Origin of the sequence: Actinopolymorpha pittospori (assembly GCF_014873875.1) — a bacterium.
Lineage (GTDB): Bacteria > Actinomycetota > Actinomycetes > Propionibacteriales > Actinopolymorphaceae > Actinopolymorpha > Actinopolymorpha pittospori.
In genome coordinates this window covers 2,101,722-2,118,752 of sequence record NZ_JADBEM010000001.1, presented here as the reverse complement: position 1 = coordinate 2,118,752, position 17,031 = coordinate 2,101,722, and the positions used below count along the sequence as shown (strand labels likewise).

At 68.6% G+C, this 17,031-nt stretch carries 22 protein-coding genes; 9 read left to right on the top strand and 13 right to left on the bottom strand.

What is annotated here, in order from left to right; translation table 11 throughout:
* Positions 1-111: 111 nt before the first annotated feature.
* The 5 genes from HEB94_RS09990 to HEB94_RS09970 form a co-directional block, all read right to left on the bottom strand.
* Positions 112-876: an SDR family NAD(P)-dependent oxidoreductase gene (locus HEB94_RS09990; RefSeq protein WP_192749634.1), complete on the bottom strand. Its 765-nt coding sequence runs from the start codon at positions 874-876 to the stop codon at positions 112-114.
* A gap of 295 nt (positions 877-1,171) precedes the next feature.
* The gene (locus HEB94_RS09985) at positions 1,172-1,702 is read right to left on the bottom strand and encodes a bifunctional nuclease family protein (RefSeq protein WP_192749633.1); all 531 of its coding nucleotides are present in this window, start codon (positions 1,700-1,702) and stop codon (positions 1,172-1,174) included.
* Between the two features lie 161 nt (positions 1,703-1,863).
* Positions 1,864-2,577, bottom strand: coding sequence for an HNH endonuclease signature motif containing protein (locus HEB94_RS52380; RefSeq protein ID WP_273377764.1), 714 nt, complete (start codon positions 2,575-2,577; stop codon positions 1,864-1,866).
* Entirely contained in the window at positions 2,544-3,071 is a 528-nt protein-coding gene (locus tag HEB94_RS09975) for a DUF222 domain-containing protein (protein WP_192749632.1), read from the bottom strand. The genes HEB94_RS52380 and HEB94_RS09975 overlap by 34 nt, the downstream gene beginning before the upstream one ends.
* A gap of 124 nt (positions 3,072-3,195) precedes the next feature.
* Positions 3,196-3,996 (bottom strand): methyltransferase domain-containing protein, encoded by an 801-nt coding sequence (locus HEB94_RS09970; RefSeq protein WP_202896253.1) that lies wholly within the window; start codon positions 3,994-3,996, stop codon positions 3,196-3,198.
* 97 nt (positions 3,997-4,093) lie between these two features.
* On the opposite strand from HEB94_RS09970, the gene HEB94_RS09965 reads away from it, so the two are divergent.
* A complete protein-coding gene (locus tag HEB94_RS09965) occupies positions 4,094-4,612 on the top strand; it encodes a DinB family protein (protein ID WP_192749631.1) in 519 nt (172 codons plus the stop codon).
* 19 nt (positions 4,613-4,631) lie between these two features.
* Here HEB94_RS09965 and HEB94_RS09960 read toward each other — a convergent pair whose 3' ends face one another.
* Positions 4,632-5,159: a hypothetical protein gene (locus HEB94_RS09960; RefSeq protein WP_192749630.1), complete on the bottom strand. Its 528-nt coding sequence runs from the start codon at positions 5,157-5,159 to the stop codon at positions 4,632-4,634.
* 3 nt (positions 5,160-5,162) lie between these two features.
* Here HEB94_RS09960 and HEB94_RS52375 point away from each other — a divergent pair, with 3 nt between their 5' ends.
* The gene (locus HEB94_RS52375) at positions 5,163-5,669 is read left to right on the top strand and encodes an HIT domain-containing protein (RefSeq protein ID WP_337917571.1); all 507 of its coding nucleotides are present in this window, start codon (positions 5,163-5,165) and stop codon (positions 5,667-5,669) included.
* Positions 5,670-5,718: 49 nt separating this feature from the next.
* On the top strand, positions 5,719-6,633 hold the full coding sequence (locus tag HEB94_RS09950) for an alpha/beta fold hydrolase (protein ID WP_192749629.1): 915 nt from the start codon (positions 5,719-5,721) through the stop codon (positions 6,631-6,633).
* 19 nt (positions 6,634-6,652) lie between these two features.
* On the opposite strand, the gene HEB94_RS09945 is transcribed toward HEB94_RS09950, so the two are convergent.
* Positions 6,653-7,099, bottom strand: a complete 447-nt coding sequence (locus tag HEB94_RS09945; RefSeq protein WP_192749628.1) for a YkvA family protein — start codon at positions 7,097-7,099, stop codon at positions 6,653-6,655.
* A 269-nt stretch (positions 7,100-7,368) separates the two neighbouring features.
* Between HEB94_RS09945 and cseB the strand changes: the two genes are divergently transcribed.
* The 5 genes from cseB (at position 7,369) to HEB94_RS09920 (ending at position 11,761) form a co-directional block, all read left to right on the top strand.
* Positions 7,369-8,205: a two-component system response regulator CseB gene (gene cseB / locus HEB94_RS09940; protein WP_337917569.1), complete on the top strand. Its 837-nt coding sequence runs from the start codon at positions 7,369-7,371 to the stop codon at positions 8,203-8,205.
* A complete protein-coding gene (locus HEB94_RS09935; RefSeq protein WP_192749627.1) occupies positions 8,121-9,704 on the top strand; it encodes a sensor histidine kinase in 1,584 nt (527 codons plus the stop codon). The genes cseB and HEB94_RS09935 overlap by 85 nt, the downstream gene beginning before the upstream one ends.
* Positions 9,652-9,999 (top strand): hypothetical protein, encoded by a 348-nt coding sequence (locus HEB94_RS09930; protein WP_192749626.1) that lies wholly within the window; start codon positions 9,652-9,654, stop codon positions 9,997-9,999. The genes HEB94_RS09935 and HEB94_RS09930 overlap by 53 nt, the downstream gene beginning before the upstream one ends.
* Before the next feature lie 14 nt (positions 10,000-10,013).
* On the top strand, positions 10,014-10,757 hold the full coding sequence (locus tag HEB94_RS09925; protein WP_192749625.1) for a D-alanyl-D-alanine carboxypeptidase family protein: 744 nt from the start codon (positions 10,014-10,016) through the stop codon (positions 10,755-10,757).
* Between the two features lie 89 nt (positions 10,758-10,846).
* On the top strand, positions 10,847-11,761 hold the full coding sequence (locus HEB94_RS09920; RefSeq protein ID WP_192756357.1) for an endonuclease/exonuclease/phosphatase family protein: 915 nt from the start codon (positions 10,847-10,849) through the stop codon (positions 11,759-11,761).
* Between the two features lie 14 nt (positions 11,762-11,775).
* Here HEB94_RS09920 and HEB94_RS09915 read toward each other — a convergent pair whose 3' ends face one another.
* Positions 11,776-12,378 carry a nucleotidyltransferase domain-containing protein gene (locus HEB94_RS09915; protein WP_192749624.1) on the bottom strand — a complete coding sequence of 201 codons (603 nt, stop codon included), beginning with the start codon at positions 12,376-12,378 and terminating at the stop codon, positions 11,776-11,778.
* Positions 12,379-12,422: 44 nt separating this feature from the next.
* Between HEB94_RS09915 and HEB94_RS09910 the strand changes: the two genes are divergently transcribed.
* A complete protein-coding gene (locus HEB94_RS09910; RefSeq protein WP_192749623.1) occupies positions 12,423-12,818 on the top strand; it encodes a hypothetical protein in 396 nt (131 codons plus the stop codon).
* A 3-nt stretch (positions 12,819-12,821) separates the two neighbouring features.
* Here the strand turns inward: HEB94_RS09910 and fmdA are convergent, their stop codons facing one another.
* The 5 genes from fmdA to HEB94_RS09885 all read right to left on the bottom strand — a co-directional run bounded on the left by fmdA (position 12,822) and on the right by HEB94_RS09885 (position 16,974).
* Positions 12,822-14,069 carry a formamidase gene (fmdA, locus tag HEB94_RS09905; protein ID WP_192749622.1) on the bottom strand — a complete coding sequence of 416 codons (1,248 nt, stop codon included), beginning with the start codon at positions 14,067-14,069 and terminating at the stop codon, positions 12,822-12,824.
* A gap of 48 nt (positions 14,070-14,117) precedes the next feature.
* Positions 14,118-14,396 carry a zinc ribbon domain-containing protein gene (locus tag HEB94_RS09900; protein WP_192749621.1) on the bottom strand — a complete coding sequence of 93 codons (279 nt, stop codon included), beginning with the start codon at positions 14,394-14,396 and terminating at the stop codon, positions 14,118-14,120.
* A 264-nt stretch (positions 14,397-14,660) separates the two neighbouring features.
* Positions 14,661-15,581, bottom strand: coding sequence for an LLM class flavin-dependent oxidoreductase (locus HEB94_RS09895; RefSeq protein WP_192749620.1), 921 nt, complete (start codon positions 15,579-15,581; stop codon positions 14,661-14,663).
* Positions 15,582-15,674: 93 nt separating this feature from the next.
* Entirely contained in the window at positions 15,675-16,487 is an 813-nt protein-coding gene (locus tag HEB94_RS09890) for an ArsR/SmtB family transcription factor (protein WP_192749619.1), read from the bottom strand.
* Between the two features lie 127 nt (positions 16,488-16,614).
* A complete protein-coding gene (locus HEB94_RS09885; protein ID WP_192749618.1) occupies positions 16,615-16,974 on the bottom strand; it encodes an MmcQ/YjbR family DNA-binding protein in 360 nt (119 codons plus the stop codon).
* Between the last annotated feature and the right edge of the window lie 57 nt (positions 16,975-17,031).

Sequence of the window (17,031 nt, the reverse complement as noted above, 5' to 3'; positions counted from 1 at the left end):
ATCCAGCGGGCAACGGACGATCAAGTCTTCCCGACGTACCCATGCCATCACTCCAGCGCCTGCACAGGACGAAACCGTTGGCGCAAGAATGCAGCAGTGCGTACGTCGGTGTCACACCTGGGCGATGCCACCGTCGACGAAGAGTTCCGTGCCGGTGATGAAACTGTTCTCGTCGCTTGCCAGGAAGAGCACCGCGGCGGCGACCTCTTTGGGCTGACCCAGGCGACCGAGCGGTATGGACGCAACGACGGTCGCGTTGTACTCCGCCCACTGCTCCGGACCGCCGACCAGCCGCCGGAGTCCGACCGTCTCGATCGGACCGGGACTGAGGGCGTTGACGCGGATACGGCGTCCGGCCAGCTCAGCGGACCAGGTGCGCGCGAAGTTCCGGATAGCGGCCTTCGTGGCACTGTAGATGGTCATCGCGGCAAAGCCCTTGGACGCGTTGATGGACGAACACAGGATCACCGAGGCACCGTCCGGCATCAGCGGGAGCGCCTTCTGCACCGTGAAAACCGTCCCCTTGAGGTTGATGCCGAACATCCAGTCGACGTCCTCCTCGCTGATCTCTCCGAGCGCCGCGGTCCGGCCCACACCGGCGTTGGCGAACACGACGTCGACGCGGCCGCTGCGCTCTCGTACCTGGTCGTAGAGGCGGTCCAGATCGCCGAGTTGAGCGACGTCGCAGAGTACGGCGATGGCCTCGCCGTCGAGGTTCTGCGCGTTGATGTCGCTGACCACGCTCTCGAGCTCGGCTTCGCGGCGGCCGGTGAGGAAGACGGTCGCGCCTTCCGACGCCAGTCGTTCGGCGGTGGCCGCACCCAGCCCCGACGAACCGCCCGTCACCACCGCAGCTTTTCCGTCCAGTTGTCCCATACGCCCCTCCCCCGGACGACACTGCCATCGACCGGCTCCCCGGTCAGTCACCGGGCGTTCGTCCCCCGAAGAACGGGACCAAGGGTGCGTCTCCCACATCGAGCCGGTGAAGCGAGCGGTGCATCCGCGCCGCGGTGGCGGGGCGGAGGAGGAGCGCGTAGCGGTGTTGCACGCGCGACGAGGACAACGTGGCCAGCGTGGATGCGGGGTATCGCGAGTCAGGCGGGATGTGGGAGACGCACCCTAGGTGGAGGTGCTGGCTCGCCTGCCGGTGGTCGTCGACCTCAGTTCGACCTCAGCCGGACCGGCTGGCGAGTGCGTGCCGGACCTCGTTCGCCAGTTCGGTTTCGGTGGTGGGGTAGTCGGGGGTGTCGATGAAACCGTCGGCAGCCTGGGCGGCGAGGACACGCTCGTCGACGCGGATCGGCGCGCGGACAATGCTCGCGAGACACAGGGAGTCGCTGGGACGGGCGTCCATCTCGCGTCGTCCGGACGTCCCGTCCACGACGACCGCCGCATAGAACGTGCCCTCGGTGCACCGCGTGATCCGAACCTCACTGACGTGAGCGCCACTCGCCTCGACCAGGCTGGCCGCGAACTGGTGCGTCATGGGACGTCGCGTCTCGACGTTCTGCAGAATCATCGCCAAAGAGGTGCCGTCCGTGGCCTGGACACCGATCGGCAGTGTCCGTGTCCCCGCGACCTCCTCGAGGATCACGATGAACGCCTTCCGGTAGGCGTCGTCACCCGCGGCTCGCCGGACTCCCGCGATCGACACGTCGACCCACCGTGGTTCGGATGCCTCGGACGCCTGCTCGTCGTTCATGCCAGCTTCCTTCCCCGCTTGAACTGTGGCACGGTGCGGCACATCGCGCGCATCGCACTCGTCCAGCCAGTATGAGCTTTCCGACCGGTACGGACGCCTCACTACCGGGATCGGCCACCTCCGCGTCGCCCTGCACGCAGGCTCACGTCGCTCAGCTGTGCTCAGCGGCGGATGGTCGTCAGGTCGTCGGGCCGGATGACTGCCTGGTAAGGGTCGATCCAGGGTGGCGGGATGTATTCGGGGTGGCCGTGGTCGCCCATGCGGACGATCCAGCCTTTCGTGTGGATCGTGGTGTGGTGGTACTGGCACAGCAGGACGCCATTGCCGACGTCGGTCTTCCCTCCGTCCACCCAGTGCCTGATGTGATGGGCCTCCGTCCACTGCTCGGGTCTTCGGCAGGTCGGGAAGCTGCAGTGGTGTCCGTCGCGGAGGCCGAGGTAGAGCCGCTGGGCATAGGTGAAGAGGCGGGTTGCCGTGCCGAGGTCGAGGACCGCGCCGTCGCTGCCGAGGACAGCCGGGACGATCTCGGCGTCACAGGCCAACTGCCGTACCGCCGTCGCCGACAGCGGATGCCCGGCCAGGCCGAGGAGCTCCGCGAAGGCATCGGCCAGCCTGCGCTCACTGGTGCGTAGGTCCGGCCCATCGGGTCCTGTGGGTCGGGTCCGGGCGAGCGGATCCAGAAGGGCCCGAAGCAGTGCGAGGGTCTGCACATCGAGCCGCATGAACACCGTCGCGGTTCCGTCGCGCACAGGCCCGAAGCTGAGCGTGCGGTTTTCCCGGGCCCTGCGCTCCTGTTCCTCGAGTTGCTTGCCGATCCGCCTCTCGGCGTCTTCGGGGGCGATCACCTCGTAGAGGTGCTTGCCTGCCTTGTCCAGGTCGTCGGCGTCCAGGTGCTGGGCGCTGTCCAGCAGAACCAGCTCCGCTTCGGCCCGTACCTCGGGTCCACATCCTTTGGTAGGCGGCGGATGGCGCGTTCGATCACCTGCGCCTGACCCAACGAGATCCGCCCCTCCGCGAGAGCCTCACCTGTCGGGCGAATCGTGAGGTCGAGGGCTTTCGCCAACCGCACGGACACCGATGCATCGCGGCCACCCATGCGGGTGAGCTGCCGCACCCAACCCGCGGTGTTCGCCGCGCCGGACAGCTTCTTCACCTCGTTCAGCTCTGCCTGCCGGGTCAGCCTCAGCCGAAGGGATGCGAGGCGCGCCTCACACTCCGAGAGTTGCCGCAAGGCCGCGTCGTACTGGTCCAGCGGCAGCGACAACGTGGGGCACTCGATCGCACCGTCGACCTGCTCATCGACACCGGCAAGCCACCGCATCAACGGATGTGCGGATCCCGTCGCCGTGCGGTCGGTGTCGATGTCCATGCCCACACTCTAGACCCGACCACCGACAAGACCCCCTGTGAAACAAGACAGTCTGGGCCCATGGCGAACAAGCTGGGCACCGAGCCGGACGGTAGGCCCGCACTGTCAACCGTTGGTTGCGACGTCACGTTCGGCGGGCGATAGTGATGATCTCCCGGCTCGTCTCGTCGATGGGGCGACGGTCCCAGTCTCCGTAGCGCGCCTCGATCTCGAAGCCTGCCTCGGCGAGGAACGCGTCGAGCGTCTCGACGTCCAGAAACCGCAGGTGGCTACGGCTCACGTGCAACACGCCGCCGTCCGAGCCGGCCGTCGTCCCGGTGAACGTCACGACGCCGTTCACGACGGACTCGACCTCGTGCCACACGCGCAGGGCTCTGCCGGCCGAGTCGACGATGTCGGACGTGTGCGACGGACTCCAGGATTCCCAGGCACGCGCCTGCGGATGGCGGGTCTCGAAGACGAACCGGGCACCCTCGCGCAGCGCGGCACGGATCGCGGACAGGGACGTACGGAGCTCGTCGTCGGTAACCAGGCACTGGAAAGCGTGGCTGACCATCGTCGCGAGGTTGAACTCCGCGCGCCACCGAGCGTCCGACGCGAGCGCCTCGACCCACTCGATGTCGGTGCGACGCCTGGCTCGGTCGAGCGCGGCCCGGTCCGGGTCGAGACCGACCAGACGGCCGCGGTGGCCCTGCTCGCGTGCGTGCCGCAGCATCGAACCCGTACCGCACCCCACGTCCAGCACCGAGTCCGCCGCCATGACCAGGTCGTCGTAGAAGGCGTCGGCCGGCCAGCCCGCGGGATTCCAGGGGTTCATCACGTCGTACAGCGCGGCCGCGTCGGCATCGGAGAACACCGCGTCAGTATCACCACCCGACCCGAACGCCGCCACCTGTGCTCCACGGGGCCGCACGAGATCCTGCACAGGCTGCACGAGATCCCGCACAGGCTGCACGAGATCAGGTCGCCAGGCTACGATCTGCTGCCGTCGAGGCAGTCACCCGACCTTCCGTGGAGGAGCCATGTCGCAACCAGTCCCTGTCACGGAGGCCACGGCGCTGCTCGACGCCCTCAACGGCCAGCGCGATCACGTACTCGGATGTCTGGCAGGACTTCCTGAGGACGCCCTCCGACGACCGGTGCTGCCGTCGGGTTGGACGTGCCTCGGACTGGTCCAGCATCTCGCCCTCGACGTCGAGCGCTTCTGGTTCCGCGCGGTCGTGGCCGGGGAGAAGGTCCACCTGGAAAGCGGTGACGGCGCATGGCAGGTCGCGGCGGACACGCCGGCCGAGGCGGTCTTCGACCTCTACCGGCAGGAGATCGAACGCGCGAACGCCATCGTCGCCGACAGGCCGCTCGACAGCGCGGCGGAATGGTGGCCGGAGGAGGTCTTCCCCGGCTTCCCGGCCCAGGACCTGCGCAGGACGATCCTGCACGTCATCACCGAGACGTCCGTCCACGCCGGCCACCTGGACGCCGTGCGGGAACTCATCGACGGCACGACCTGGCTCATCCTGACCGAGGCGCCTCGCGGCGAGTGATCTCCCGCATCGGCGCGCCTCATCCTGACCGGGAAGGGCCGTCCGGGGGACGCCGCCACGCGGTGAGCAGCACGATCGCGACCGCGACGGCGACGACGACCAGGCCGTTTCCGAACGCCCACCACACAGCCCGCTCCCGAACGACCTCCGCGGCGACCGTGGCGTCCCGGAACGTCGGGTTCACCTGGCTGATCAGGCCGATCTTCAGGACCACCGCGAGTACGAGACATCCGATGGCAGCGCTCCAGGACCGGCGGACCCGCGACGACACGGACCCGCCGAACCGCACTCGCAGCACGACCGCCAACGCGACGCTCACCGGAGTCCAGGGAAGGTAGTAGTAGACAGGGCTTCCGACGGCGAACTCGCCGACGAGGCTGCCCGGTCGAGGGTCGGCGATCAGTTGGGGATTCCAGACCAGCGCCTCGTAGAGGTTCCCGAAGAACCACATGCACAGCAACGCCGTCAGGCACACCGACAGCACGCGCGTACGACGCAGCAGGCTGGTCGAGGGTCCGCCGGCGCGCTGGATCTCGCTCGTTCGCATGTCGTGAAGTACTACACGAGCAGGGCCTGCGCCGAAAAGCGTTGGCGGGAGGTTCGGCGTACCAGGCAGGCTCGACACCATGGCCGACTGTCCCTTCTGCGCCATCGCCCGCGGCGAACTCGACGCCGACCTGGTGGCATCGAGAAGTCCCCGTACCTTCGTGGTTCCGCTCTACGCCAGCGACGCCACAACCTCGGCCACGCCCTGGTGCTGCCAACCTCCCATGCCACGAGCCTGTACGACATGAGTTCCGACCTACGGGCCGAACTCTTCGACGAGGTGGCCCGCGTCGCGCGGGTGATGGCGGCCCACCTCGGAGCCCATGGCTCGACCATTCTCCAGAACAACGACTCACCTGATCAGGTCCTGTTCCACGTCCACGTCCATGTCGTACCGCGCTATCCAGGCGACGCCTATCTCACGCCCTCCGGCCCACCCGGCCTGGAGATTCCTCGCGAGACCCGCGTCGAGCAGGCGGCAGCCCTGCACGCGGCGTTGCGTCGGGGATGATCTGGGTGCACGATCGTGAACCTCACGGGGCGTGTCAGAGGAGTGTGGGATGAGCGGAGCGACCTCCACCGGCGATGTGCTGACCATCAACGGGACCGGACTGTTCGTCGACGACCGCGGGCCGAAGGACGCACCGACACTGCTGTTCGTCCACGGTGGACCGGGCCAGGGTTCGTACGACTTCATGCACGCCCAGGGCGACCGGCTGGCGGAGCGACTCCGAGTCGTCGGGGTCGACCAACGGGGCGTCCTGCGTTCTGATCCGTTGCCGTCCGGCGCCCCGCTGAACGTCCAGGTGCTCCTCGAGGACTTCGAGGCCCTGCGACAGGCACTTGATGTCGACTCCTGGACGATCCTCGGGCATTCGGCCGGCGGTGGGTACGCGATCCGCTACGCACACCAGCATCCGGCCAGCGTGCGTGCCGCGATCTACGACTGCCCCTGCTGGGACAGCGACGGCACCGACCGTTACCGGCTGCCGATCGCCGCCGACCTGCTGGAGCGGTACGGCGAACTGGAGGCGGCGCGACGGTGTCGCGAGCTTGCCGCCAAGCCCGAACGTCTCGACCCCGACGACCAGTCGTGGGGCGCCATGCGCGCCCTCGGCAAGCGTTACAACGAGCTGTTCTTCCACCAGCCGGACAACACCGACGCGCTCGACCGGATCGGCAGCCAGTCCGGACTGACCGAGGACCAGTGGCGTCGGGGAGTCTCGCACCTGCCCCTGCTGACCGAGATGTACGAGTCGAAGCAGCATCTGCTCCCTGAACTCTCGCAGCCGTCGCTGCTCGTCCACGGGCGCCACGACCTGGTGGTTCCGCCCGACGATGTTCAGGCGTTCCGCGACAGCGTCCCGAACGGTCGGGTGCACACGTTCGAACGTTCCGGGCACTTCGCCTACATCGAGGAGCCCGACGAGTATGCCGCCGTCGTGACTGACTTCGTGGTGTCGGCGCACCGCTGAACTTGGCGGCACGCCGTATTCAGCGCAGTTCCGGTGGCAAGTCCGCGTCGGTCCGGGCTCTCACACCGACGATCCGGAGTACGGCGTCCAGACCCGTCGGGGTGCCCGGCCAGTGCCGGCGGAGCGCGTCGGGTCCCGCGCGTCGTGCGACCATCCGCAGCGCGAGGGCCACGATGATCGCGTCGTCGGCGTATCCGATCACCGGGATGAAGTCGGGGATCAGGTCGATGGGAATCGCGAGGTAGCCGAACAGCAGCACCAGCCAGACGCGTACGCCGCGCGGCAGCGTCGAGTCGGCGGTGAGCCGTTTGAGCAGGCGCAGCAGGTCGGGCAGCAGCCGCAGCATCTCCCGCAGCCCGGGCCGCTCGTATCGCCGGCCGGCGACCAGGAGCGCGACGATCAGTGCGAGCCACACGACCAGGAGGCCGATGCCGATCCCCAGCAGGGGTTTCCAGACCGTGTCCATCGATCACCCTCAGCTTCCGATCACCCTCGGCTGCGTCGGCGCTCCGGTGCGTACGACGAGCAAAGTATCCCAACCCATCGGCAATCCTGACCAACGGTGCCCCGGCCGCCCACCGACCGGACGGCGTGCGCGGCAGTACCCACCGGCTTGGCAGCATGGACTGATGCCTGGCCGATACACAGCTGAGCTCTCGCGGAGCTGGTCGGTGCGATAGGCATCAGAGGTTCAGCGGCGCTCCCGACTTCCGGAGGCGCCGACGGTCACGACAGGTGGGAAAGAGATTGGCTCCGAACGCCGGCGGTGAGGCGTCGACACCCGTCACCGTCCTGCTCGTGGAGGACGACGACGTGATCCGCAAGTCCGTCGCGATGGCGCTCGAACGCTACGGCTACCACGTCGACACCGCCGGTGACGGCCTGACCGGGCTGGAGCTGTTCCGGGAGGACCGGCACGACCTGCTGCTCCTCGACGTGATGCTGCCCGGCCTGGACGGTATCGGGCTGTGCCGCAGGATCAGGGAGTCCAGCCTGACCCCGATCCTGATGATGTCCGCACGCGGGGACTCACTCGACGTGGTGTCCGGGCTGGAGGCGGGTGCCGACGACTACGTCGTCAAGCCGGTCGACACCTCCGTGCTGGTGGCGAGGATCCGCTCGCTGCTGCGCCGGGCGACGTTCACCGCGACGACTCCGGCTGAGCCCGACACCGCGACGGAGGCGACGAACGACAGCGGACGCCGACTCAGCTTCGGCGATCTGACCCTCGACACCGCCGGGCTCGAGGTGTTCCGGAACGGCGTCCAGGTCGCGTTGACGCCTACCGAGTTGCGGTTACTGCTGGAGTTCGCCGCCCATCCGGGGATCGTGCTGGACCGGCAGGCGCTGCTCCGCAACGTCTGGGACTACGGCTGGGACGGTGACAGCCGCGTCGTCGACCTGTGCGTGCAGCGGCTCCGTAAGAAGATCGGCCCCGACCGGATCGAGACGGTCCGCGGCTTCGGCTACAAGTTTGCGGCGCTGAGATGGCGCACATCGACAACATCGACAACATCGACAACATCGACAACATCGACACCATCGTCACCGAGTTCACGCGCGGGCTCCTGAACTGGCGCTCGCTGCGCTGGAAGATCGCCGCGCTGGTGGCCGTGGCGTCCATCGCGGTCGCCCTGGCGGTCGGCGTCCTGGTCCACCAGAGCACCCTCGACCGTTCCATGACCCAGAACAGGAACAACGCCCTGGAGGCCCTGAAGTTGGTCCTGGACCACTACGAACAGTCTGGCCGCGTCGACAACATGTCCGCGGAGCTCGTCGACAAAGCTCCGCCCGCGTTGCTCGAAAAGCTGCGAGGCGCTGACGGCACGTACTACCGCGGCGGAGCCACCACGTGGTACGACGACCGCAAGCCGGGGATCACGTGGATGTGGGCGGCGACGGTCCTCGACGGGCAGCCCGTGGAGGATCCGAAGGCCGCGGTCCCGGCCCGGCGACAAACCGTGATCGTCACCCGGGTCGACGCGCATGCCGACCTGCTCAGTCGGCGGGCCCTGGACCGGCACATCTGGTACGCGTCGCTGGCCACGCTCCTCGCCGTCGTACCGCTGGCCGCCCTCGCCGCCGAGCTGCCCAACCGGCGGCTACGCCGGGTGGCCAGGACCGCACGGCGCATCGCGGACGGCGACCTGGACGCCCGAACGCAGGTGCACGGTAGGGCAGGCGACGAGATCACCGAGATCTCGGCGACGGTCGACTCGATGGCCGACAGTCTGCGGGACCGGCTCCGAGCCGAGCAGCGCTTCACCGCGGACGTCGCCCACGAACTGCGTACTCCGCTGATGGGCCTGGTCACCTCCGCCGAACTGCTGCCGGAGAGTGAGGCCACCGACCTGGTGCGGGACCGGGTCCTCGTACTCCGCAGGCTGGTCGAGGACCTGCTGGAGATCTCCCGCCTCGATGCCGGCGCCGAACACGCCGACCTGCGTCCGGTCGACCTCGGCGAGTTCGTCAAGGAGTCCTTGGCGCGGGCCGGACTGCCGGCACGGCTCACCGTCGCAGGAGGCGCGGCGCCAGGAGGCATGGCGGCAGGAGGCGCGGTGGCCGAGACCGATCCGCGGCGCCTGGACCGGATCCTCGTCAACCTGGTCGGCAACGCCCACCGGCACGGTGGAGCGCCGGTGGAGGTCGCGGTGGACGGAACGACGATCGTCGTCCGCGACCATGGTCCCGGTTTTCCCGACGCTCTGCTCATGGACGGACCGCAGCGGTTCCGTACCGGCGCGGCCGAACGAGGCCGAGGCCACGGACTGGGCCTCACCATCGCGCTGGGTCAGGCCCGCGTCATCGGGGCCGTCCTCGCCTTCGCCAACGCCGTGGACGGTGGGGCGGTCGCGACCCTCCGGCTTCCGTCGGTGAATGGACCCGGGGCTGATACACGATGGATGGAAAGCCGAGCGTGCACCGACAAGCGACCTGGACAGCACCGAAACCCACGCCACGCAGGGTTGTTGACGTGCGCGAGAGCCGCGCACCCAACTTCCTGGAGGTGTCTGTCCCGTGTCCTACACCCGAGGCGGCGGTGTTCTCGAGCAGGAACGCGCACACCATGACCACGCGGTCCCGGCCTACCGTCCGACCCAGCGATATCCCGGCACGGACCCACTCGGTCCGACGATCGCCGTTCCGACGTCCACCGTCCGCAAACTTGCCCTGCCGCTCTGGGTCACGGCGGTCGCCGCGGTCCTCATCGCCATCGATCTCGTCGCCGTGACCATCGTCCTCACCTCTGGCTGGGCCTCCTCCTCAGCAGACAGCGCGCCGGCGACCACGAGCACCTCGGTCCTGCCGGCCTCCGCCCTGCCCTGGCCCAAGGACGGTCAGTCGGCCGTCACGGTGGAGGGTTAGGTAGCCTCGGCACCATGGGCGAGCAGACTCCGGTCCCGATCGCCAGCGTCACCAAGGTCATGACGGCGTACGTGATCCTCGCCGACCATCCACTCGACGGCGGGGAGTCCGGGCCGCTCATCACGGTTGACCGGGCTGCGGCGGAGGAGTCGAGCTCCCCGGACGAGTCGACCGCACCGGTTCGGGAGGGACAGCGGTTCAGCGAACGACAGTTGCTCGAACTGATGTTGATCCCCTCCGGCAACAACATCGCCCGCCTGCTCGCCCGCTGGGACGCCGGCAGCGAGCACGCCTTCGTGGCGAAGATGAACGCCGCCGCCGCCGAACTGGGTATGACCCACACCACCTACACCGGAGCCAGCGGCCTGGAGCCGACGACGACGAGTACGGCGGTCGACCAGTTGAAACTCGCGCAGCGGGTCATGCACAACGACGCGATCCGTTCGATCGTCGCCAAGCCGTCCACGACGGTTCCCGGAGTCGCGGGAACGATCCGTAACACCAACACCCTGGTCGGGCGGGACGGCGTGATCGGCCTCAAGACCGGCTCCAGCACTCCGGCCGGTGGCGCCCTGATGTGGGCGGCGAACGCGGACGCCGGCGGAAAGACCTGGCTCATCCTCGGTGTCGTCCTCCACCAGCATGCGGGTACGAACCCTCGTGAAGGGTTGGACGCGGTCCTCGACAACAGCCGGACGTTGATCATCGGGGCACAGAAGTCGCTGGCCTCGGCCCTCGCGACGAAGCAGGGAAGGTGAGAGCCACCTTGGCAACGACCGGCGACCCACCCGACGACGAGGACGGCGAGACGGAAACCGCGCAGCAGGGTGAGAAGGGAGGCAGCGGCATGTGGCGACGTGGACTGATCATCGCGGTACTCGCGGTCCTGACCGCCGCGGTGATGCTGATGCACGCCTCCATCCCCAACCAGGTCGGCAACCTCCGCAGCCTCACCGAGACGTTCCTGCCCTGGATCGGTGTGGTGGTGCTCGTCCTGCTGGCCCTCGCCGTCGCCCGTCGTTCGGCGACCGCGGTCGTCGCGGTCGCGCTGCCCGCCATCGTGTGGTTCTCACTCTTCGGCGGGACGCTCACGGACAAGCAGTCCGACGGCGGCGACCTGACCGTTGTCACCCACAACGTAAACGACGCGAACCCCGACCCGGCGAGCACCGCCCGGGCCCTCGCCGCGTCAGGTGCCGAAGTGGTGGCGCTGGAGGAGTTGAGTCCCTCCGCCGCGGACGCCTACGTGAACGCGCTGTCCGGGACGTACCGGTATCACTCGGTGCAGGGCACGGTGGGTCTGTGGAGCAAGTACCGCATGAGCGACACCGAGCCGGTGGGCATCATGGCGTGGACTCGTGCCATGCGGAGCACCATCGCGACTCCGAAGGGTCCGGTCACCGTCTTCGTCGCCCACCTGCCCTCCGTCCGGATCAACCCCCGCGGCGGCTTCACCGCCGACAACCGCGACGCCTCCGCACGGCTGCTCGCGGACGCCGTTCGTGCCGACCCGTCGCGTCGGACGATCCTCGTCGGAGACCTGAACGGCACCACGAACGACAGCGCGCTCTCGCCCGTCACCTCCCAGCTGCGCTCGGCGCAGGACGTGGCGGGTAACGGTTTCGGCTTCACCTGGCCCGCGTCGTTCCCCATGGCCCGCATCGACCACATCCTCGTCCGGGGCGTCCAGCCCGTCTCGTCCTGGACGCTGCCCGCGACGGCGAGCGACCACCTGCCGGTGGCCGCCTCCCTCAAGCTCTGACTGCCGGCGCCGTCCTAGTCCGACAGGCGAGCGCGCCAGGGATGGTCCGGACTCGTGAGCGCGAGCGTCTCGTCGAGCCACCGCAGTGCCTTCGGGTCGAGCAGCGAAACGGCGGTGGCGAAGTCAACCTCGTCCTTCGGTCGCAGTCCCTTCGCCTTGTAGAACAACTGCACCTCGGGTGTGAGGTACGGCGTCCCGTCGGCGGCGTGAAGCCCCAGCGAGCGGATCGGTCGACGGATGCGAGCGTCTCGGCGGGAGGTCCACTCGTCGCCGTCGGCCTCGTCCAGCATCACCTGGATCCGCCACGGACCGTCCGGATGTTCGCGGCACCAGATGTCGTGCGCCTCCGCCGGCAGCCACTCATCCGCCGGCCACGGCCGCAGGGTGCCCGGCGGATCCGCCGCCTGGATGTCCCAGCCGGCCAGCACCTCGTGCACCTTCTGCTGGTCCCGCCGCAGGAGGAGAACGTCGATGTCGTCGTGCGGCCGAAACGGGGAGCCCACGAACAGCTCGATCGCGTACCCGCCGGCGATCCACCATGGCGTCGTCAACCGACCGAACAGTGCCGTGGCCTCAGCGACGGACATCGGTTCCCAGGTGCCCAGATCCTCGCCCATGGCGAGCAGCATGCCAGGGCCAGGGGCGGGCGATACTGGCGGTCATGGACAAGGCGCTCATCGACGCGGTGGAACCGGTCTGGCGAGACATCCGACGGACCGCCGGCGTCGACCTGAGGATCGCCGACGAGCCGTACCAGGACTATCCAAGGCACCCGAGCGCCATGGTGTGGGACACCGACGGTACGGGCGCCGGCTTCCACACGGACCTGGAGGCGTCACCGCGGGAACGCATCGCCCAGGTCGCCGACCAGGTGCAGGAGTTCGTCATCGAGGCGCGTTCGGCCGCCGGGCTGCCCAGCAACTGGCCGCCGTGCCCGGTGCATCCCGACCGGCATCCGCTCGCGCCCACCGCGTCGGAGCCGCCGTCATGGACCTGTCCGACCACCGGGACGACGGTCGCGCCGATCGGCGAGTTCGGATCCGCCGCGCCGGAGTGAGGCCTAGGAGGTCAGCGCGGCGCGTCCGCGATCGGTCGACTTCGGCCCGCCGGCGTTCGGGCGGACGTCGAAGTCGAAGATCGCGGTCGGCAGGTAGAGCGTGCAGCACGCGTTGGGGATGTCCACGATGCCGCTGATCCGGCCCTCGATCGGTGCGGAGCCGAGCAGCAGATATGCCTGCTCACCCGAGTACCCGAACTTCTTCAGGTACTCGATCGCGTTGAGGCAGGCGCGGCGGTAGGCGATCGTGGCGTCCATGTAGTAGTTCGTGTCGGTGTCGTGGTCGACCGAGATGCCGGTGAAACTGAGGAACTCCGAGTACCTCGGTTCGACGTTCCCCGGCATGAAGATGGGGTTGGTCGTGACGCCGTACTTCTCCATGCCGCCCTTGATGAGCTCCACCCGCAGGTCGATGAAGCCGCCCATCTCGATAGCTCCACAGAACGTGATCTCCCCGTCGCCCTGGCTGAAGTGGAGGTCGCCGCCGGAGAGCTTGGCGTCCTTCACGTACACCGGATAGAAGACCCGGGAGCCGCGGGAGAAGTTCTTGATGTCCTGGTTGCCGCCATGCTCGCGGGGCGGGACCGTCCGGGCACCCTCCCGGGCGATGCGCTCCGCGTCCTTCCCACTGGCCTGGCCCACCACCGCGTTCTCCGCCAACGGGGGCAGGGCGAGCGGCGGCACCCGGTCGCGGTCGGTGTCAATGAGCGCTTGCTCACGCCGGTTCCAGCTGTCCAACAGAGCCTGCGAGGGCGCGGTGCCGAACAGTCCCGGGTGGGTGATGCCGGTGTAGCGGACACCAGGAAGGTGCCGGGACGTCGCCGACTGCCCGTGGAAGTCCCAGACCGCCTTGTAGGCATCGGGAAAGTAGTCGGTGAGAAAGCCGCCACCGTTGGCCTTGGCGAAGATTCCCGTGTACCCCCAGCCCTGTCCCGGGAAGTCGCCGGTCTGCTGCGGGACGGGACCGATGTCGAGGATGTCGACCACGAGCAGGTCGCCGGGCTCCGCGCCCTCGACGCCGATCGGCCCGCTGAGCATGTGGGGCAGGCTGAGATCGATGTCGCGTACGTCGTTCGCGGAGTCGTTGTTGCCGATCTGCGCGTCGGTCCAGTCCCGGCATTCGACCCGGAACTCCTGACCGGACCTGACCATGGCGGCGACCGGAATGTCGGGGTGCCACCGGTTGTGTCCACGAACACGCTGGTCTCGCATGGACCTCGTCTGGTCGATGCTGAACACCACTTCAGGCATGACAGGCTCCCTGTTCTCCTGGACCCGACGCCCGTCTCAGGTCACCTCTCAGGGGCGCGGCCGCCGCCCGAGAGCTGGATGGGACGGGGAACGCCGACGACGACCGGCCGGCAGCCGCGAGACCACCGGTGGGGAGTCCCCGCTGCGGTCCTCCCGCTCCCGGAACGCGCCGACGACGCCGGGCGATCGGTTCAGGCCGAGCGTGGAGTAGACGCGGCTCGCGGTCCCCGCGCACCCGGGGCAGACGCGGATGTCCGGCGCACTTCCCATCGGCATCCGAACCTCGAAACGGCCACAGCGCGGGCAGGAGAACTCGTACTGTGCCATTCCGGCTCCCCCACCCCTGCCCGCTGCGGCGTCCCGTCCAGTTGCGGCGTCCCGCCCAGCTACGGCGTCCCGTTGTCTAGGTGAGGGGATCGCCGATGGCCCACGGCGGTCCCCCTGTTTCGAGGCAACGCCACCTCCGTGCGGGTTCGTCAGGGTCGTACGTCCGCGGATCCGGAGCCCCTCTGGGGAGGCGGCGCACCCGATGCCCGGCTTGTCCCGTGACGGGACGGGGCCGCCGAGGCGCTACCAGGCAGGCGTGCCTCGTCAGGACAGCTGGGGGACCACCTCGGTGGCCAGGCGTTCCAGCTGCTCGGCGTCGTCGAAGAGCGGATTGAGCAGCACCAACTCGGCACCCGCCTCCGCGACGTCTCGAAGGCCGGCCACGCACGCGTCCGGTGGACCGTAGACGGCGACGGAGAGGATGTCCGGCAGGTCCCGCCCGCCGTAGAGCCGGTTCAGGGCGGCGGCCATGCGTGCGCGCCCACGGGCCGCGTCGTCGTCCACGCAGATGTAGACCCGCTTCGCGACCCGGAAGGAGCCCGGGTCCCGTCGCTGCTCGGCGAGGGCCTCCCGAACGATCCGCACCTGCCCGGCGAAGCGTTCGGTCGTCGTCGCGCCGGCGCCGAAGAAACCGTCACCGTGACGGACCGCCCGGCGCAGCGCGTTGGGATGGTTGCCGCCGAACCAGATCGGCGGGTGCGGCTTCTGGAACGGCTTGGGCTCCATGGCCGCACCGTCCAACTGCCAGAACCGTCCGTCGAAGGTGATCCGCGGCTCGGTCCAGCAGGCCTTCATGAGCCGCAGCCCCTCGTTGAACCGCCCGACCAGGACGTTCGGATCGACACCGAACGCGGAGAACATCGAAGACCGGCCTCCGGTGCCGATACCCACCTCGACCCGCCCGCGACTGAGCTGGTCCAGCGTGGCGATGCTCTTGGCCAGGTGGACCGGACTGTGCAACGGACTGACGAACACCACGCAGCCGATCCGCATCCGCTCCGTGCAGGCGGCGGCGTACGTCATGGTCGCGAGCGGATCGAGGACGGGCGCCGATCCCAGCACCCCTTCCTGCGTCCAGGCGCTGTCGAATCCGAGCGCCTCGGCACGGGCCAGGTGGGCGCGGAAGGCGGGCGGATCGAACTCACCGTCGCCGACCAGCTGGGGAATCGCGATCGCGAAGCGCATGCGCCGAGGCTATCCATCGGGCTGGACCCTCACGTACGCGTCGCACGACACGCACGCACCTCGGCGCCCCACCGGGCAGGCCGGCGCAATGGGTCAGCGCTCCTGCTCCGCGAGCTCGGGCGTCTCGGGCAGCGTGTCACCGGTCTCCAGCAGCGTCTTGAGGTTCGAGACGATGTCGACCCAGCCGCCACTCACGCCTTCCAGCAGGGTGCTGTCCGGCTCGAATCCGTCGTGGACGACGGTCAGCTTGACCTTCGCCCCCAGCGGTTCGATGGTGAAGGTCACCTTGGAACGCCGCTCAGCGGCCAGTCGGGCGAACTCCTCGTCCGGCACCCCGACGGCCTTCGCGAACTCCGGAGTGATCGTGTGCCAGGTGTAGGACAACAGGCGGTAGGGATCGGCCTCGAGGACCACCTGCTCGGGATCGGCCATCGTCACGCCCGCCCACCCCCAGGTCATCGTCGAACCCACCTTCCAGTCCGAGTCGAGGGTCACCCCCCAGTAACGCTTGAGGAACGCGGGTTCGGTCAGTGCCTGCCAGAGCTGTTCCGGCGTGGTCTTGATGATGCTCGTGTAGACGAACTCGGGGTTGCCCATCGGCTGCTGCTCCAATGCTTTCTTCAGGTCGGCGAGCGCGTTCACGCGCCCGCGGTCGTACTGGTTGATCCAGCGCTCGGCGATGGCGTTGATCGGCTCGGCGTTGAGGTAGTGCAGCTTCTCCCGGCCACGCCACACCGTGGTCACGACGTTGGCCGCCTCCAGGACCGCCAGATGCTTGCTGACCGACTGCCGCGCCATGTCCAGGCCGGCGCACAACTCGCGCAGGCTCTGTCCGTTGCGCGCGTTCAGGCTGTCCAGCAGCAGGCGGCGGCTGGGGTCGGCCAGCGCCTTGAACACCTCGTCCATGTCGCCATCCTCGTCATGCAGCCCATCGGCTGCATGACGACCATATGCAGCCGTCTGGCTGCATGTCAACCGAGGATCGAACCGGAGCCAGCGGATGCGACGCGGTGTTCCAGCGGCTCGAAGGGCGTCAGGCGTCTTGCTGGAGCTGGTCCGTGTAGGCCTTCGCCACCCGTTTGGGCCCGCGGATCAACCAGGACTCGACGATCAGCTCGCGGAGTTCGTCGACGTCGACAGCCGGGAGGTTGACCAGGACCACGGCGTAGCCGTCGTAGTGCGGCGTCGTGAAGAACTTCCGCGGATCGGACTGGATCAACCCGTCCTTCTCGCCGACGTCCGCGACCCACACGACCAGGGCCCCTTCGGCCTCGGTTCGGATCCGGAGGAACCCCTTCCCCTTCACCTTGAATCCCGGCGTGCCGTAGCTGGTGCCCTCCGCCGTCTCCGGGAGCGAGAGCGCGATTCGGCGTACGTCGTCCTCGGTGGCCATGGCAGGACGATAGACGGACCTGCCGACGGGGCGCCGTCGTTTCGCGAGCAGCCGGGC

Bases quoted from the DNA above. Each gene is read 5' to 3' on its own strand.
- HEB94_RS09990 (WP_192749634.1), bottom strand. From the start codon at position 876: ATGGGACAACTGGACGGAAAAGCTGCGGTGGTGACGGGCGGTTCGTCG.
- HEB94_RS09985 (WP_192749633.1), bottom strand. From the start codon at position 1,702: ATGAACGACGAGCAGGCGTCCGAGGCATCCGAACCACGGTGGGTCGAC.
- HEB94_RS09975 (WP_192749632.1), bottom strand. From the start codon at position 3,071: ATGGACATCGACACCGACCGCACGGCGACGGGATCCGCACATCCGTTG.
- HEB94_RS09965 (WP_192749631.1), top strand. From the start codon at position 4,094: ATGTCGCAACCAGTCCCTGTCACGGAGGCCACGGCGCTGCTCGACGCC.
- HEB94_RS09960 (WP_192749630.1), bottom strand. From the start codon at position 5,159: ATGCGAACGAGCGAGATCCAGCGCGCCGGCGGACCCTCGACCAGCCTG.
- HEB94_RS09950 (WP_192749629.1), top strand. From the start codon at position 5,719: ATGAGCGGAGCGACCTCCACCGGCGATGTGCTGACCATCAACGGGACC.
- HEB94_RS09945 (WP_192749628.1), bottom strand. From the start codon at position 7,099: ATGGACACGGTCTGGAAACCCCTGCTGGGGATCGGCATCGGCCTCCTG.
- HEB94_RS09935 (WP_192749627.1), top strand. From the start codon at position 8,121: ATGGCGCACATCGACAACATCGACAACATCGACAACATCGACAACATC.
- HEB94_RS09925 (WP_192749625.1), top strand. From the start codon at position 10,014: ATGGGCGAGCAGACTCCGGTCCCGATCGCCAGCGTCACCAAGGTCATG.
- HEB94_RS09920 (WP_192756357.1), top strand. From the start codon at position 10,847: ATGTGGCGACGTGGACTGATCATCGCGGTACTCGCGGTCCTGACCGCC.
- HEB94_RS09915 (WP_192749624.1), bottom strand. From the start codon at position 12,378: ATGGGCGAGGATCTGGGCACCTGGGAACCGATGTCCGTCGCTGAGGCC.
- HEB94_RS09910 (WP_192749623.1), top strand. From the start codon at position 12,423: ATGGACAAGGCGCTCATCGACGCGGTGGAACCGGTCTGGCGAGACATC.
- fmdA (WP_192749622.1), bottom strand. From the start codon at position 14,069: ATGCCTGAAGTGGTGTTCAGCATCGACCAGACGAGGTCCATGCGAGAC.
- HEB94_RS09900 (WP_192749621.1), bottom strand. From the start codon at position 14,396: ATGGCACAGTACGAGTTCTCCTGCCCGCGCTGTGGCCGTTTCGAGGTT.
- HEB94_RS09895 (WP_192749620.1), bottom strand. From the start codon at position 15,581: ATGCGCTTCGCGATCGCGATTCCCCAGCTGGTCGGCGACGGTGAGTTC.
- HEB94_RS09890 (WP_192749619.1), bottom strand. From the start codon at position 16,487: ATGGACGAGGTGTTCAAGGCGCTGGCCGACCCCAGCCGCCGCCTGCTG.
- HEB94_RS09885 (WP_192749618.1), bottom strand. From the start codon at position 16,974: ATGGCCACCGAGGACGACGTACGCCGAATCGCGCTCTCGCTCCCGGAG.